Source organism: Mycobacterium sp. PO1, assembly GCF_017312405.1.
GTDB lineage: Bacteria > Actinomycetota > Actinomycetes > Mycobacteriales > Mycobacteriaceae > Mycobacterium.
In genome coordinates this window covers 122,243-135,919 of the sequence record NZ_BLTG01000046.1, presented here as the reverse complement: position 1 = coordinate 135,919, position 13,677 = coordinate 122,243, and the positions used below count along the sequence as shown (strand labels likewise).

Genomic DNA, 13,677 nt, shown 5'->3' with positions numbered 1-13,677 from the left:
AGCGGCACGACCGAAGAAGGGGGTGGGCGACACCGATGGCCAGGCCCGAGATCGGGATCTATCTGCCCCACATGGGCCTGCCCTACGAGGACGTGGAACGCCGTGTCCGCCGGTGCGAGAACTCCGGCATCGACTCGCTGTGGCTCTACGACCACCTCTTCGCTCCCGGCATGCCCGATTACCCCTCGCTGGAAGCGTGGACCCTGGCCACCGCGCTGCTCGCCCGCACCGACCGCATCCGAATCGGACACATGGTGCTGTGCAATCAGTTTCGCCACCCGGTCATGCTGGCCAAGATGGTGACGACCCTCGACCACATCTCGGGCGGGCGCCTGTCGCTGGGCATCGGCAGCGGATCGATCGAAGACGAACACCGCCGGGCCGGCCTGCCCTGGGGCACGTTCGCGGCCCGGTCGGCACAGCTGGGAGAGACGCTGCAGATCCTGCACCAGGCGTTCAGCGAAGAGCGCATCCACTTCAGTGGCGAACACTTCGCCGTCACCGACCTGCCCATCAAGCCCGGACCGACACAGCAGCCGCATCCCCCGATCGTCGTCGGTGGGGTCGGCGAGAAGTACACCCTGCCGTTGGTGGCGCGCTACGCCGACGTGTGGAATGTGCCGACCTACGCGCTGGGCGACATCGGGGCCAAGCTCGCCGCACTGCGAGCGATCTGCCAGGACATCGGCCGAGACCCCGACAGCATCGTGCTCTCCGTGGAGGCCGTGATGGCACTCGCGCCCGATGAAGCCGCGCTCCCCCGCGTCCGCGAGACTGCCGAGAAACGTTTCGGCGATCCGGGTTTCGGCCTCCGGGAGGCGGGACTGGTCGGCACGGCGTCCGCCGTGGTGGACCGGCTGGGCGAACTGGTCGAGCTGGGTTTCGGCCAGCTGGTGTTGTTCACCCACGACCGATGCTCGGAACAGACCCTGGAGCTGCTGTCCACCGAGGTGATTCCGCAACTCCCGCACGCCTAGGGGCGTCCGGCCGCCGCGGGGGCACAGGCGGGCCTCTCCCTTCACCGCCTCAACCGAGGCGTGACATCGCCTGGATATTTTGTAAAGCTTGGGGCGGTTCGCACCCCCGCGGGCCACGGCGCAGGACGGAGCACAGTGGGGATCGTGACGACGACGTCGGAAACGGCGTTCACCCAGCCTCCCGAACAGATCTACGACTTCGTGACCAATCCGGCCAATTGGCCGAAGACCTACCCCGGCAGCGCGCATGTCGGCCGGGTGCCCGAGAAGCTTCCGCTGGAGGTGGGCGACACGTGGACCGAGACAGGTCCGGACGGAAACCGCATCTTCACCTGGCATCTGGCGATGGCCACCCGTCCGAAGCTGTGGATGTTCACCTCGGTCGGCAACCTCGGCCACGACAGTGACGGCGACGGCGGCATGCCGGGACGGATCACGGTGCAGTACGAGTTCAGCCGACCCGGAGAGAACATCACCCTGTTCCGTCGCACCATGACGATCGAGGCGTACCGGGATCATCCGTTGCCCGACGGCTTCTTTCGGACCGTCAATCCCGCCAACATCGACGCCTACCATGCCGCGGTCGCCCGCGAGTTGGCATGACGCAGCCGGTCACCGCCGGGAAGCCACCCGGTTCACCAGAGGGCGCGCCGCAGTGCCGACCCCTGGATCTCGAACAGTTGCGTGCTGACCTCCCACTCGGGCACCAGCGAATCGAAGCCGTGGCACGTGCCGGCGAACACGTGTAGCTCGGTGCGCACACCGGCCCACATGAGGCGGAGCGCGTAGTCGACGGCTTCGTCGCGCAATGGGTCGAGCTCTGAACAGGTGATCAACGCCGGCGCCAGACCGCCCAGCTCCTCGGCCCGTGCAGGGGCGGCGTCCGCCGACGGTGGCGTATCGGCGAGGTAGTGCCGCCACATCCACCCCACCGCGTCGCCGTCGAAACCCGGTGTGGTGGTGAACTCGTCCTTCGACGGCGAGGGCCGGTCGTCGAGCACGGGTTGGTGCAGCAGCTGGAACACCACCGGCGGGGCCTCGCCGGCCGCGGCGCACTGCGCCAGCCGCGCGGCCAAAGACGCGCCGGCGCTGCTGCCGCCGACAGCCAGAGCAGCCACATCGAGACCGACCTCCGCGGCCGCGCCGACCGCCCACCGCAGTATCGCCAGGGCGTCGTCGGCTGCGGCAGGGAACGGATGCTCAGGAGCGAGTCGGTAGTCGGCCGAGACCACGGTGCACCGGCCCCGTCTGGCGAACTCCACGCACTGGCGGTGATCGGTGTCGAGGTTGCCGAGAACGAAGGCCCCCGAATGGAAGTACAGCAGCGCCGGCGACGGCGCCGGTGCGCCGCGATAGATCCGGACATGCACCGACTGGTCTACCGAAAGCCGGATTTCGCGCTGTTCGATCTCGACGCCGACATCGTCGACGGTCGGCGCGGCCTCGGCCCGTCGCTGGTTCAGCGAGTCCCGCACCGCCCCCAGGACGGCCGGAGACAGGTCGATGCGGGTGCCGGCCAGGTGCTCGAGCGCAGGGTCGAGTCGCCTGCCGATGTCATCGCCTGGCGCGGTCGGGGCCACCACCGGAGCTACCTCTGTCCCGTGCTCTGGGCGCCCACCTCGATGACGGGACGGGCTGCGGGTGCCTCGAAGGTGTAGTCGGCGGGACGAAACCACCTCGTCCGGAGCCAGAAATCGCGCGCGCTGCGCGGCCATTGGGTGACGACGCGGCCGTTGGCGGCCCGAAAGTAGTTGCTGCACCGAGTCAGCCACACGGTGCCCTGCATCCATGTGTCGATCCTCGCCAGGAACCTCGTCACCACGTCGGCGCGCACTTCGATGTAGCTGGAGTTCGTGCGGCGCAGGTGTTTCAGCGCACGCACCAGGTACCGCGCCTGGGCTTCGAGCATGAAGATGACGCTGTTGGACCCGACGTTGGTGTTGGGTCCGTAGAGCATGAAGAAATTGGGGAAACCGGGAACCGCCATGCCCAGGTAGGCGAACGCCCCGTTACGCCAGAGGTGACTCAGCGCCGCTCCGTCGGCTCCGCGGACCTCGAGTTGTCCCAGGTAGTCCGCGGCGGCGTATCCCGTCGCGCACAGCACGACGTCGACGCCCAATTCGGCACCGTCCTCGGTCACCAGCGATCTCGCCCGCAAGGCGCGGGCGGGACTGGAGACGACGCTGACATGGGGTTGGGCGAGCGTCTGCAGGTAGTCGGTGGCGAACACGAGGCGCTTGCAGCCGAACGGATGCTCCGGGGTCAGCCGGCGCCGCAGGTCCTCATCGGCGACAGCGGTTTCCAGTGTGCGCAGGGCGACGTCCCGGAACTCCTGGGTCTTGTCGCTGCCGTTCTCGATGACGGCAATGTTGGATTCGCTGCGCAGCCACAAGCGGGCGCGGTAGATCTTCTTCGCCAGCGGAACGTGGGCGAACAGCCATTTCTCGCGCGCGGTGTACGCCCGGTCGGGTTTGGGGAGCACCCACGTCGGCGACCGCTGCACCGAGTAGACCTGGGCCGCCTGTCTGGCGACCTCGGGCACCAGTTGCGCCGCGGTCGATCCCGTACCCAGAACCGCGACCCTGGCTCCGTGCAGATCGACCGAGTGATCCCAGCGGGCGGTGTGCATGATGGTGCCGGTGAACGGCTCCTCCTCGACCAGATCGGGCATCACCGGCCGGGTGAACATCCCGACCGCCGAAACGACGACGTCGAAGGTGTGCTGCTCACCGGTCGACGTCTGCAGCCGCCAGGTGTGGTCATCGGACTCCCAGCGTGCAGAGACGATCTCGGTGTTCAGCACCAGATGGTCGGCCAACCCGTGACGGTGCGCGCACCGCTCGAAGTACTGCAGGATCTCGGCTTGCCCGGACCACATCCGCGACCATTGTGCGTTGAGGTCGAACGAGTACGAGTAGAGGTGTGATTTCACGTCGCAGGCCAGGCCCGGATAGGTGTTGATGCGCCACGTTCCGCCGACGCCGTCCTCGCGGTCGAAGATGGTGAAGTCGTCGAAGCCGGCCTTGCGCAGGAAAATTCCCAGCGCCATGCCGCCGGGACCGGCGCCGATGATGCCTATGGACAGATTCTTCGCCATACGGTCGTCATCCAATCTGCAGGCTCTGCCCACCGTCGACGGTGAGTTCTGATCCGGTGATGAACGAGGCGTGCTCGGAGACCAGAAAGGCCACCGCATCGGCGATGTCCACCGGTCGGCCGATGCGGCCCATCAGCGCGTGTGCGGCCAGTCGGGCCTGGGTGGCGTCGTCCAGCATCGGAGTGTCCACCGGGCCCGGGAAGACTGCGTTGACGCGGATACCCTCCGCAGCGAGTTCGACGGCAGCGACCTGTGTGAGACCGCGCAGGGCCCATTTCGAGGATCCGTAGGCGCTGTGATTGGGGAACGGCCGGATCGCACCGGTGCTGCAGGTGTTGACGACGGAGGCGCCGTCGGCCTCGCGCAGATGCGGCAGCGCAGCCTGGATGCCGAGGAACGGACCCAGACAGTTGACCCGCCAGCTCCCCTCGAATGCGGCCGGGGACTCCTCGCTGAGCGCGGCGCGATGCAACACCCCGGCGTTGTTCACCAATGTGGTCAACGCACCGAACCGTGCCACGGTGGTGGCCACCGCCGTCTGCCACTGTTCGGCGGAGGTGACGTCCAGTGGAACGGCCAACGCCCGTCGCGGGTCCAAAGCGTCGGCGGTGGCCTGCACCTCGCCGACGAGTCGATCGCAGGCGGCCACGCAGAAGCCGTCGGCCACCAACCTGGCCGCGATCGCGGCGCCTTGACCCCGGGCCGCCCCGGTGACCAGCGCGACACGACGATCTACCATGTTCCCCTCGCCACCTCTACTGATAGGCGTTGCCGGAGTTGCGCTCCGATGCCCGGTCGGTGGCCTCGGCCAGATGCGCGGCGGCTCCGCGGCGCAGCGCCTGCGATTCCGACGCCAGCGTGATCATTCGGAACCCCTCTTCCGCCAGCTGTTTTCCGAACGAACCACTGCCGGCGTGTACGCCACTGACCAGACCCGCTGCGGTGGCGGCGTGATGGATCGCCGCCATGGCCTCCCGGACCTGTGGCTGGGTACGGGCCTGATCTGGGGCGTAACCCTGTGAGATCGCCAGGTCCGCAGGCCCGAGGTAGATGCCGGTCAGGCCCTCGACCGCACAGATCTCGTCGATGGCGGCGGCACCGGCAGCGGTCTCGACCATCGCGAACACCGAGACCCTCGCCTGCAGCACGCCCGGGTCGACACCGAGATCGGTGCGCAGCGGACCGAAACTACGCACACCCCGCGGGGCGTACCGGGTGGCGGCCACCGCTTCGGCGGCCTGCTGGGCAGTTTCGACCATCGGGACGATCACCCCATCGGCGCCCGCGTCGAGCACCCGCCCGATGGGCGCCGCCGCAGGTGACGCCATCCGCACCACGGTGCCGATGCCCACGTGTTCGAGGCCGCGCAGCAGGACGGCCACGTCGGCGTCGCTGAGGTAACCGTGCTGGATGTCGAATCCGACGTAGTCGTAACCGGTCTGGGCGAAGGCCTGCGGACCGGCGGTCGTGGGACCCACCACCCAGCCACCCCACACCTGGCGTTGGGCGGCGAGTGCGGCGGCGAGTGGGGTCATCTCGGTCATGTCAGGCCACGATCGCGATCTTGGCCCGGCCGGGGACCGGGCGGCAGGCCAGGTCGAAAGCAGCCTGAACCTGGTCGACGCCGAACGTGTGGGTGACATAGCTGTCGAGCAGCCCGGTATGTGCCCGCACGAACTCGTCGGCCTTGCCCAGCACTCGTCGGCGTTGCAACGTCACCCCGGACTTCAGCGTGAGGTTGTTGCGCAACATGGTGCGCATGCTCACCGGATAGCAGTCGTCGTCGGGGACACCGAAGTAGAAGACGGTGCCACCGGGCGCGGCGGCCTCGATCGCATGCGACAGAGTCGCGACCTGATGGCCCACCGCTTCGATGACGATGTCGGGTTTGGCGTGCGCGGGCAGGTGACACACCCAGCGGTCGCTGGGTGCGCGCACCACGGTGTCCACGCCGAAGACCGGGCCGATGTCGGTGCGGTCGACCGGATCGACACCGGTGACCTGTGCAGCCCCGGCCGCCTTGGCGACGTAGGAGAACAGCAGCCCGATCGACCCCTGACCGAGGACCGCCACGTGCCGCCCGGTCAGGTCGGGCAACTGTTCGACGGCATAGAGCACACAGGCCAAGGGCTGCAGGGCTACGGCATGTTCCGGGCGCAGGGACCGGTGGTAGGACGCCAGTCCGTCTCCGTCGGCGACGACCTGTTCCATCAGCCCGTCGAACCCCGAGGCCCAACCGACCACCCGGTCCCCGGCGTGATGTTCGGGGTGGCGACTGGCCAGCACCTCACCGACCACCTCGTGGATCGGGAAGCCCTCTTTCTCGGCGGCACATCGGCCGGTGTCGCCCGGGACCCTTCCTTGCGTGCCCCGGAATCCGGGCAGGTCACTGCCGCAGATGCCGGCGGCCAGAAAACGCAGGAGCACCTGCCCGTCTCCCAGGGATTCCGGCGAGCGGGCAGGCACCTCGGAGCGTTCGAAGGTGTACGGCGCCACCAACCGATACGACCACATGTCAGCAGACCTCGACGGGGAGACTGTTCCAACCCCACTGGAAGCTCGACGGTGGCCGCGCTGCCGCCGCCTCGTCGATCGCGAAATCGGGTACCCGCCTGAGCCATTCGGTCACCAAAGTGGTGATCTCCAGGCGCGCGAGGTGCGCACCCAGACAGAAGTGCTGACCGCGCCCGAAGGCCAGCAGCCGCGGGATCGGGCGGTCCCAGATGAAGCTGTCCGGTTCGGGATATTCGCGTTCGTCCCGGCCGGCCGAGCCCAGCAGCGAAATGATCCGCTGACCCGGCCTCATCGTGGTGTCGTGCAAGGTGAACGGCCGGCGCAGAGTTCGGGCGAACCACTGCGCCGGGGCGCAGAACCGGATCATCTCCTCGCGTGCGACCGGCACGTTGGCGTCGAGGTCCGAACGCACCGTGGCCAACTGGGCCGGGTGCCGCGACAGCTCCCACAGTCCGTGCGCGACGATCTTGGGTACGGTTTCGGTACCCCCGATGAACACTCCGAGTAACTGCACGGCGGCCTCGTCGTCCGTCAGCGCAGATCCGTCGGGCAGCCGATAGGCCAGCAGGTTGTCCACGATCGGCAACGCGCCTGTGTCGGTGGCCGCACGCCGGTGCGCCACCACCGGCGTCAGATAATCCAGGTAGCCGGGTCGCGCCTGCGCCACCTCGACTCCCTGGCCGGGCTGGGCCAGGCTTCCCGCATTGACGGTGGCGAGCACGCCGGCGGCCAGTTCGGTGGGCAGCCCGAGCAGCTCACAGACCACCGAGGCCGAGACGATTCCGCCGTAATCCTGAGTGAGGTCGAATCGTCCGAGCGGCAGCAACTCATCGAGGCGGGCGTTGGCCAGTTCCCGGATCCGCTCGGCGAGCTTGCCGACGGACTTGGGCCGAAACGGTGCGGCGGTACAGCGGCGCACCTCGTCGTAGAGGGGTGCGTCGAAGTTGGCGTGAAACGGCATGGGGTGCAACGGCGGATCGGGCACCGGCCCGGCGTTGTGGCTAGCCAGCACCGTCGCGGCAGGCAGGGTTCCCTCGGACGCGACGAACGTTCCGTCGTTGATCTCCAGCACGTTCCAGATGTCGGCGAACCGCGACAGCGCGTAGGTGTCCCACCTCTGCAGGTAGCGAACGGGATCGTGGTCACGAAGCCACCGGTAGTAGGGCATCGGATCGGCCATCACCGCTGGGTCGAACGGGTCGTATTCCCCGACGGTCTGCATCGGAGTCATCGCAGCGGGGACGGAGGCAGCGCGGCCAGAATGGAGTCCTCCCACCCGTCACGCAGCGCGGGCGCGACGCTCATCCAGGTGACGATCTCGGCGGGCGGGTGCTCTTTCCACGACGGGTAGTGATTCTCGAAACAGTTCCAGTCCCCTTCCAGCGCCCAGTAGTGGATCACCTCGTTGAACCGAAAGGTCGTGATGAACGAGCCCAACCACCTTTTGCCGGTCGATTCCGACCACGGAACGTAGAGCCGTTCCAGTTCGCGGATGTAGTCGTCCTGCCGACCCGGCTTGGTCTGCATGATCTCCTGGATCACCAGGCCCGCTGTGACGTTGTCGGCCTGGAGCTGCGCCAACGTCCGGTTGCTGCGCCCCGCGTACATGATCCGCCCTTCCCCGCGAGCGCCGCTGTCGCGCAGGAACATCGACCACCGCGCCGATGCCGCGGCATGGCTGCCACCGCGGGTCTGGGCACGACCGATGCGGGCGTAGTCGGCGAACGAGTCGATCTCCCAGATGACCGTGACCTGCGGCCAGTGCCCGTTGTAGGGGGTGGTTTCCCACAGGGCGAACAGCCGGGCCCCGAGTTCGCCCATCATCGGGTGATAGACGTCGTCGAACTCCGCGACGAAGCGCTCGCTGCCGCCGGACCCGAGATCGATGGTCTCGTGCAGGTAGAGCAGGGTGTGGCGGTGGTAGGTCTTCATGGCCACGGCGCAATCCCCATCGGAGACGTCCCTTCGCCCGTGGGTGTCCCATGGCGGGTTGACAGCTGCACCCAGCGAGCGTGACACTTGTGAGGTGTTTTGTAAAGTAGGGTTTGGCTCGACGCTGGAGCCGCCGCGATGAAGCCCGCCCCGCTTGCCTCAGGGTTCTGCTTCGGTGAGGGTCCGCGATGGTTCGAGGGACTCGTGTGGTTCTCGGACATGCTCGGCGAGGCCGTGCACACGGTGACCCTGCACGGCGAGATGAGCACTCTGGAGTTGCCGGGCCACGCGCCCTCCGGGCTCGGCTTCCGGCCCGACGGCACCCTGCTGATCGTGTCCACCGACGACCGGCAGGTGCTGAGCTATGACGGCGACACGGTCGCGCTGGTCGCCGACGTGACGGATCTGGCGCCCGCCCCGCTCGGCGACATGGTCATCGACCGCTACGGCTGTGCCTATGTCGGCTCCCAGGCCCGATCGGGCGGGGTGATCGTGCGGATCGACCCCGACCGGGAGCCGGGCCGGCGCGCCACCGTCGTGGCCCGCGATCTCGACTTCCCCAACGGCATGGCCATCACCAGCGACCATTCGAGGCTGATCGTCGCTGAATCCACGGCGCGCAGACTCTCTGCGTTCACCATCGATGACGACGGAAGCCTCTCGGAAAGAACGGTTTTCGCCGAAGGGTTGGCAGGCCCCCCGGACGGCATCTGCGTCGACGACAAGGGCGGGGTGTGGACGGCGATGACACTCGCCCACCGATTCGAGCGGATCGTACCCACCGGGGCCGGATATTCGGTCAGCGATCGGATCGACATCGGCGACCGCACCGCCATCGCGTGCACGCTGGGCGGATCCGACGGCCGCACCCTGTTTCTGCTGTCCGCCACCGACGCCTACCCCGAGCGGCTGCGCGGCACGAAGCTGGCCAGGTTGGACGCGGTGACCGTCGACGTGCCCGCCGCCGGGTGCAGCTGAGGACACGATGTCCGATTCCGGCATGCCCGACTCCTATTACGTGAAGATCGACGACACCGACAGCTACGGCGAGCACTTCGTGGCGACCGACCTGGTTCGATCCACCTGGTCAGCCGCGATCCAGCACGCCGCCCCGGTGTCCGCGCTGCTGGTCCGCGCATTGCAGCGGTGCGACCCACGCGAAGACACCCGGCTCAGCCGGGTACTGGTCGACCTGCTCGGCCCGGTACCGGCGGACGGAGATCTGTGGGTGCGGGCCACCCGCGAGCGCTCCGGAACGCAGATCGAGCTGATCGGCGCCGAACTGCTCGCTGCGGGGCCCGACGGATCGCCACGGCCGGTTGCCCGGGCCAGCGGCTGGCGGCTGCAGACTCTGGACACGGCCGCGGTCGCCCAGGCCCCGGTCGAGCCGCTGCGCCCCGTGTCGCAAGCCCGCACCCGAGACATGAGAAAAGACTGGGAGCGCAACTACGTGCACAGCCTGGATTGGCGCTGGCTCACCACTCCCCTGAACCAGGGACCGGGCGAGTCGTGGCTGCGCCCCGAGGTCGATCTGGTCAAGGGTGAGACGATGACTCCGCTCGAGCGGCTGTTCGCGGTCGCCGACGACGCCAACGGCATCGGTGCCAAACTCGACATCCGCCGGTGGACCTTCCTCAACACCGATCTGGTGGTGCACATCCACCGCGTGCCCGACGGCGAGTGGATCGGCATCCGCGCCGAGACCAGGTACGGCCCCGACGGCGTCGGGATGACGTCAGGCACGCTGTTCGACGAAAGCGGAGCGGTGGGCGCGATCCAGCAGTCAGTGCTCGTCCGCCCCCGTCCACCGAGGCTGGCGTCCGCGAAAGCGCCTCCCTCGTAGCGGCTTTTCGCCTCATTGCGACTGGCGGTGCACTCACCCGGCAACGGTTCAGTCGATCAGCCGAAGGGCGGCGGCCGGGCACTGGGTGACCGCGCGGATCATCCGGTCACGGTCGGATTCGGGCCGCTCGGCACCGGTGATGACCACCGTCCCGTCATCCTGGACCTCGAAGACGTCCTCGGCGATCGTCTCGCAGATACCGTGGCCCGTACACCGGGACAGATCGACGTCGATCCTCACGACCGCTCCCGGTGGACCTGCACCGAAACAGCGTGACACTGCGGCATCATTTTGTAAAGTGTGTGAATGTCGGACCTCACCGACGAGCACAGCTCGACTCGCCAGCGGATCCTGGCCGCGACCGCAGAGGTGCTGGGGCGCAACGGCACCACCAAGCTGTCGCTGTCGGATGTCGCGACCGAGGCGAAGGTGTCCCGCCCCACGCTGTACCGCTATTTCGCCGACAAGCAGGTCCTGCTCGACGATTTCGCGGTGTGGGAACGCCATCTGTACGAGCGGGCCAGCGCCGAGGCCACCGCCGCAGTGCCCGCCGCGCAGAAACTCGATGCCGCGCTGCAGGTGATCGTGAGGTACCAGTTGTCCTATCCGGGTCTGCGGATGGTCGACGTCGAACCCGACCAGGTGATCAGGCGGGTCGCCAGGATCATTCCGTTGATGCGTGAGCGACTGCAGCGACTGTGCGCCGGGCCAGACTCCGGACTGTCGGCCGCGACAGCGGTGCGAGTGGCGATTTCGCAGTACCTGGTTCACAGCGATGACAGCGCCGACTTCCTTGCCCAGCTCCGGCATGCCGCATGCGTCACGGAATTCGCGCCGCCACCACGCCGCACTGTTCCCCGCGCCGACGGTCGGTGCAGCTAGCGGGCGCGGTTCGCGCGCTTGTCGGCCAGTACGTCGTCGGTGTGCTCGCCCAGCGCGGGTGCGCACCCGCGTACCTCGCAGGGGGTCGCGGAGAAGTCGGCGGGCGTGGCGACCATCGGGACGCTCGAGCCGTCCGGGGTGGGCACGTACACGATTCCGCCGCCGGCGTGAAACTGCTCGTCAGCCACCACGTCTTCCATCGAGTTGATCGGCGACCAGAACAGCTCCGGTTGCGCGCCGAAGGCCTCGGCCCACTCATCGAGCGGTTTGGCGGCGAAGACGGCATCGAGTTCGGCGATCAACCCGGCCGCGTTGGCGGCCCGGGCACGGGCCGTCGCATAGCGTTCGTCGACCATCCACTCCTGCCGGCCCACGGCGGCGCACAACGCCGGCCAGTGCCGGTCACCCTGTAACCCCACCAGCCAGAAGCGGCGGCCGTCCGCGGCGGTGTAGTTGTTCATGCACGGGTTGCCCATCGATTCGCGCTGTCCGATCGCGATCGGCTGGCCGCTGATCAGAAACGTCGTCAGGTCGAAGCTCACGGTGTAGGCGCCTTGGCGGTACAGCGACGTCGAGACCAGCTGGCCGGCTCCCGTCCGGGTGCGGGCGACGAGGGCGGCGCAGACCGCCCCGGCGAGGGTCATCCCGACCGAATGGTCTCCCATGCCGCCGCGCTGAAAGGGCGGGGTGTCCCCGGGGCGGGTCAACAGATGCGCCAGGCCCGCCCGCGCCCAGAACGCGGCCACATCGTATGCAGGACGGTCGGCATCGGGCCCGTCGTTGCCGTATCCGGTGATCAACCCGTATATCAGCCGGGGATTGGCCGTCGCCAGGGACTCGAAATCCAACCCGATGCGCCGCAATGCACCGGTGCGGATGTTGGTGATGAACACGTCCGCATCAGCGAGTAGGTCCAGGGCGCTGGTTCTGCCGCCCTCGGTGGTGAGGTCCAGTACGACGCTGCGCTTTCCGCGGTTGTCCATCTCGAAGGGCGGGCTCTCGTGCTGGCGATCGTGCGGCGGGATCCCCAGCATGCGGCCGAACGTCCGGGCCGGATCCCCGGCGGGCGGCTCGATCTTGACGACGTCGGCTCCCCAGTCCGCCAGGATCCCCCCGGCGGCCGGACCGGCGACCCAGACTCCCAGCTCGACGACACGCAGCCCCTCCAACGGACCCGCCATGCACGACTTCCCTTCTCAACGCTTTACAAACAGCCGACTCTTTGTAACTCTGTGTGAGCTGCAGCTCGAGCCTAGGAGGCCCGCGGTGTCCATCATCGACGATCGGGTGTCTCCGGCCATCGGGTTGGCAGCACATCTGGGCCGCGGTATCCGGCGGATCGGGGCCGACGCGGCGATCGGGCGCCTGCGCCGGATGCCGCGCACCGTTGCCGATCTCGATGCGGCGGCGTTGTCGCGACTGATCGGACGGCCCGTGGCTTCGGTCGAGGTGATCGGCGGAGATGCCGGGACTTCCTCGCGGGCGAGGCTCGCGCTGACCGGCGACGATGTCCCCGCGTCCGTGTTCGTCAAGATGGCGGCGGAGACGGTTGCCACCCGGCTGATGGGCGAACTCGGCAACCTCGCCGACACCGAGACCCGTTTCTACCGCCAGCTGGCTCCCGAGCTGACCGGGGTGCCGGCCTCGTACGGTTCCGCCTTCGACGCGTGGACGGGCCGCTTCGTCCTCGTGCTCGAAGACCTGGCGGACCCCTCCGCTCCGCCGTGCGAGTTTCCCGACACGCTGCACCCGATCGATCCCGACCGGGCTGCCCTGGTGGTCGAGCTGCTGGCCCGGCTGCACCGGACGTTCTGGGGTCGGCTGCCGCAGGCCGCCGGCACCGGTCCACTGGGCTGGGTGTACTCCGCGTCGGCGGACAGCGCCTCGCTGCTCACCGCGCCGCTGTTGAGGACCTCCGCGCAACGGATGGCGCAGCGCACCGAACTGCCGCTGGAGCGTGGCCGCTTCATCAACGAGCACTACCGCGCTTTGGCCGCACTCGTCGACCGCGGGCCGCACACCGTCATGCACGGTGACGCCCACCCGGGCAACGTGTACTTCCGCGCCGGGCGGGCCGGGTTGCTGGACTGGCAGGCCGTGCGTCGCGGTCACCCCAGCCGCGAACTGGCTTACACGTTGGTGACGTCGATGACGGCCGAGGACCGCCAATCCACCCAGCGCGAACTGCTGGATGTCTATCGGGGCGCGCTGTCTGCCGGCGGCGGACCGGAGCTCGACCGAGACGATCTGTGGGATCGCTACCGCCAGGGTGCGCTGTATCCGTATGTGGCCGCGTTGATCACGGCGGGGATGGGCGGAATGCAGGCCGAGGACATCGCCCTCAAAGGCGTCGAGCGCAGCCTGGCGGCGTTGGCAGAGCTCGAGACCGTGGCGCTGCTCAGGAGGTCATTGTGACCGACATTGCCGGGCGT

15 protein-coding genes are annotated in these 13,677 nt (G+C 68.3%); 6 read left to right on the top strand and 9 right to left on the bottom strand.

Going from position 1 to position 13,677, the window contains the following annotated elements; all coding sequences use genetic code 11:
- Window positions 1-35 precede the first annotated feature (35 nt).
- Window positions 36-977 carry an LLM class flavin-dependent oxidoreductase gene (locus J3476_RS16835; protein WP_207067541.1) on the top strand — a complete coding sequence of 314 codons (942 nt, stop codon included), beginning with the start codon at window positions 36-38 and terminating at the stop codon, window positions 975-977.
- A 135-nt stretch (window positions 978-1,112) separates the two neighbouring features.
- A complete protein-coding gene (locus J3476_RS16830) occupies window positions 1,113-1,580 on the top strand; it encodes an SRPBCC family protein (protein WP_207067540.1) in 468 nt (155 codons plus the stop codon).
- A 32-nt stretch (window positions 1,581-1,612) separates the two neighbouring features.
- On the opposite strand, the gene J3476_RS16825 is transcribed toward J3476_RS16830, so the two are convergent.
- Genes J3476_RS16825 through J3476_RS16795 form a run of 7 tightly spaced genes read right to left on the bottom strand, consistent with a single transcriptional unit; the run spans window position 1,613 to window position 8,520 of the window.
- The gene (locus J3476_RS16825; RefSeq protein ID WP_286183240.1) at window positions 1,613-2,560 is read right to left on the bottom strand and encodes an alpha/beta hydrolase; all 948 of its coding nucleotides are present in this window, start codon (window positions 2,558-2,560) and stop codon (window positions 1,613-1,615) included.
- A gap of 5 nt (window positions 2,561-2,565) precedes the next feature.
- Window positions 2,566-4,074 (bottom strand): NAD(P)/FAD-dependent oxidoreductase, encoded by a 1,509-nt coding sequence (locus J3476_RS16820; protein WP_207067539.1) that lies wholly within the window; start codon window positions 4,072-4,074, stop codon window positions 2,566-2,568.
- A gap of 7 nt (window positions 4,075-4,081) precedes the next feature.
- Complete coding sequence (locus J3476_RS16815; RefSeq protein WP_207067538.1) at window positions 4,082-4,813, bottom strand: SDR family NAD(P)-dependent oxidoreductase; 732 nt, start codon at window positions 4,811-4,813, stop codon at window positions 4,082-4,084.
- A 16-nt stretch (window positions 4,814-4,829) separates the two neighbouring features.
- On the bottom strand, window positions 4,830-5,609 hold the full coding sequence (locus tag J3476_RS16810) for an HpcH/HpaI aldolase/citrate lyase family protein (protein WP_373889086.1): 780 nt from the start codon (window positions 5,607-5,609) through the stop codon (window positions 4,830-4,832).
- 10 nt (window positions 5,610-5,619) lie between these two features.
- The gene (locus tag J3476_RS16805; RefSeq protein WP_207067536.1) at window positions 5,620-6,588 is read right to left on the bottom strand and encodes a zinc-binding dehydrogenase; all 969 of its coding nucleotides are present in this window, start codon (window positions 6,586-6,588) and stop codon (window positions 5,620-5,622) included.
- Window position 6,589: 1 nt separating this feature from the next.
- On the bottom strand, window positions 6,590-7,810 hold the full coding sequence (locus J3476_RS16800; RefSeq protein ID WP_207067535.1) for a cytochrome P450: 1,221 nt from the start codon (window positions 7,808-7,810) through the stop codon (window positions 6,590-6,592).
- Between the two features lie 5 nt (window positions 7,811-7,815).
- A complete protein-coding gene (locus J3476_RS16795) occupies window positions 7,816-8,520 on the bottom strand; it encodes an NIPSNAP family protein (RefSeq protein ID WP_207067570.1) in 705 nt (234 codons plus the stop codon).
- 138 nt (window positions 8,521-8,658) lie between these two features.
- Here J3476_RS16795 and J3476_RS16790 point away from each other — a divergent pair, with 138 nt between their 5' ends.
- Together J3476_RS16790 and J3476_RS16785 are read left to right on the top strand one after the other, a co-directional pair.
- Window positions 8,659-9,498, top strand: a complete 840-nt coding sequence (locus J3476_RS16790; protein WP_207067534.1) for an SMP-30/gluconolactonase/LRE family protein — start codon at window positions 8,659-8,661, stop codon at window positions 9,496-9,498.
- Window positions 9,499-9,520: 22 nt separating this feature from the next.
- Window positions 9,521-10,363, top strand: a complete 843-nt coding sequence (locus tag J3476_RS16785; RefSeq protein ID WP_207067533.1) for a thioesterase family protein — start codon at window positions 9,521-9,523, stop codon at window positions 10,361-10,363.
- 48 nt (window positions 10,364-10,411) lie between these two features.
- Here the strand turns inward: J3476_RS16785 and J3476_RS16780 are convergent, their stop codons facing one another.
- On the bottom strand, window positions 10,412-10,603 hold the full coding sequence (locus tag J3476_RS16780) for a ferredoxin (protein ID WP_207067532.1): 192 nt from the start codon (window positions 10,601-10,603) through the stop codon (window positions 10,412-10,414).
- A gap of 66 nt (window positions 10,604-10,669) precedes the next feature.
- Here J3476_RS16780 and J3476_RS16775 point away from each other — a divergent pair, with 66 nt between their 5' ends.
- The gene (locus tag J3476_RS16775; RefSeq protein WP_207067531.1) at window positions 10,670-11,245 is read left to right on the top strand and encodes a TetR/AcrR family transcriptional regulator; all 576 of its coding nucleotides are present in this window, start codon (window positions 10,670-10,672) and stop codon (window positions 11,243-11,245) included.
- Here the strand turns inward: J3476_RS16775 and J3476_RS16770 are convergent.
- Window positions 11,242-12,426, bottom strand: a complete 1,185-nt coding sequence (locus J3476_RS16770) for a CaiB/BaiF CoA-transferase family protein (RefSeq protein WP_207067530.1) — start codon at window positions 12,424-12,426, stop codon at window positions 11,242-11,244. The genes J3476_RS16775 and J3476_RS16770 overlap by 4 nt on opposite strands.
- Before the next feature lie 85 nt (window positions 12,427-12,511).
- On the opposite strand from J3476_RS16770, the gene J3476_RS16765 reads away from it, so the two are divergent.
- Complete coding sequence (locus tag J3476_RS16765; RefSeq protein WP_286183239.1) at window positions 12,512-13,660, top strand: phosphotransferase; 1,149 nt, start codon at window positions 12,512-12,514, stop codon at window positions 13,658-13,660.
- Window positions 13,661-13,677 lie beyond the last annotated feature (17 nt).

Excerpts from the sequence above, each read along its gene's own strand:
- J3476_RS16820 (WP_207067539.1), bottom strand. The coding sequence starts at position 4,074 with ATGGCGAAGAATCTGTCCATAGGCATCATCGGCGCCGGTCCCGGCGGC.
- J3476_RS16805 (WP_207067536.1), bottom strand. The coding sequence starts at position 6,588 with ATGTGGTCGTATCGGTTGGTGGCGCCGTACACCTTCGAACGCTCCGAG.
- J3476_RS16775 (WP_207067531.1), top strand. The coding sequence starts at position 10,670 with ATGTCGGACCTCACCGACGAGCACAGCTCGACTCGCCAGCGGATCCTG.
- J3476_RS16800 (WP_207067535.1), bottom strand. The coding sequence starts at position 7,810 with ATGCAGACCGTCGGGGAATACGACCCGTTCGACCCAGCGGTGATGGCC.
- J3476_RS16770 (WP_207067530.1), bottom strand. The coding sequence starts at position 12,426 with ATGGCGGGTCCGTTGGAGGGGCTGCGTGTCGTCGAGCTGGGAGTCTGG.
- J3476_RS16810 (WP_373889086.1), bottom strand. The coding sequence starts at position 5,609 with ATGACCCCACTCGCCGCCGCACTCGCCGCCCAACGCCAGGTGTGGGGT.
- J3476_RS16795 (WP_207067570.1), bottom strand. The coding sequence starts at position 8,520 with ATGAAGACCTACCACCGCCACACCCTGCTCTACCTGCACGAGACCATC.
- J3476_RS16785 (WP_207067533.1), top strand. The coding sequence starts at position 9,521 with ATGCCCGACTCCTATTACGTGAAGATCGACGACACCGACAGCTACGGC.
- J3476_RS16815 (WP_207067538.1), bottom strand. The coding sequence starts at position 4,813 with ATGGTAGATCGTCGTGTCGCGCTGGTCACCGGGGCGGCCCGGGGTCAA.
- J3476_RS16790 (WP_207067534.1), top strand. The coding sequence starts at position 8,659 with ATGAAGCCCGCCCCGCTTGCCTCAGGGTTCTGCTTCGGTGAGGGTCCG.
- J3476_RS16835 (WP_207067541.1), top strand. The coding sequence starts at position 36 with ATGGCCAGGCCCGAGATCGGGATCTATCTGCCCCACATGGGCCTGCCC.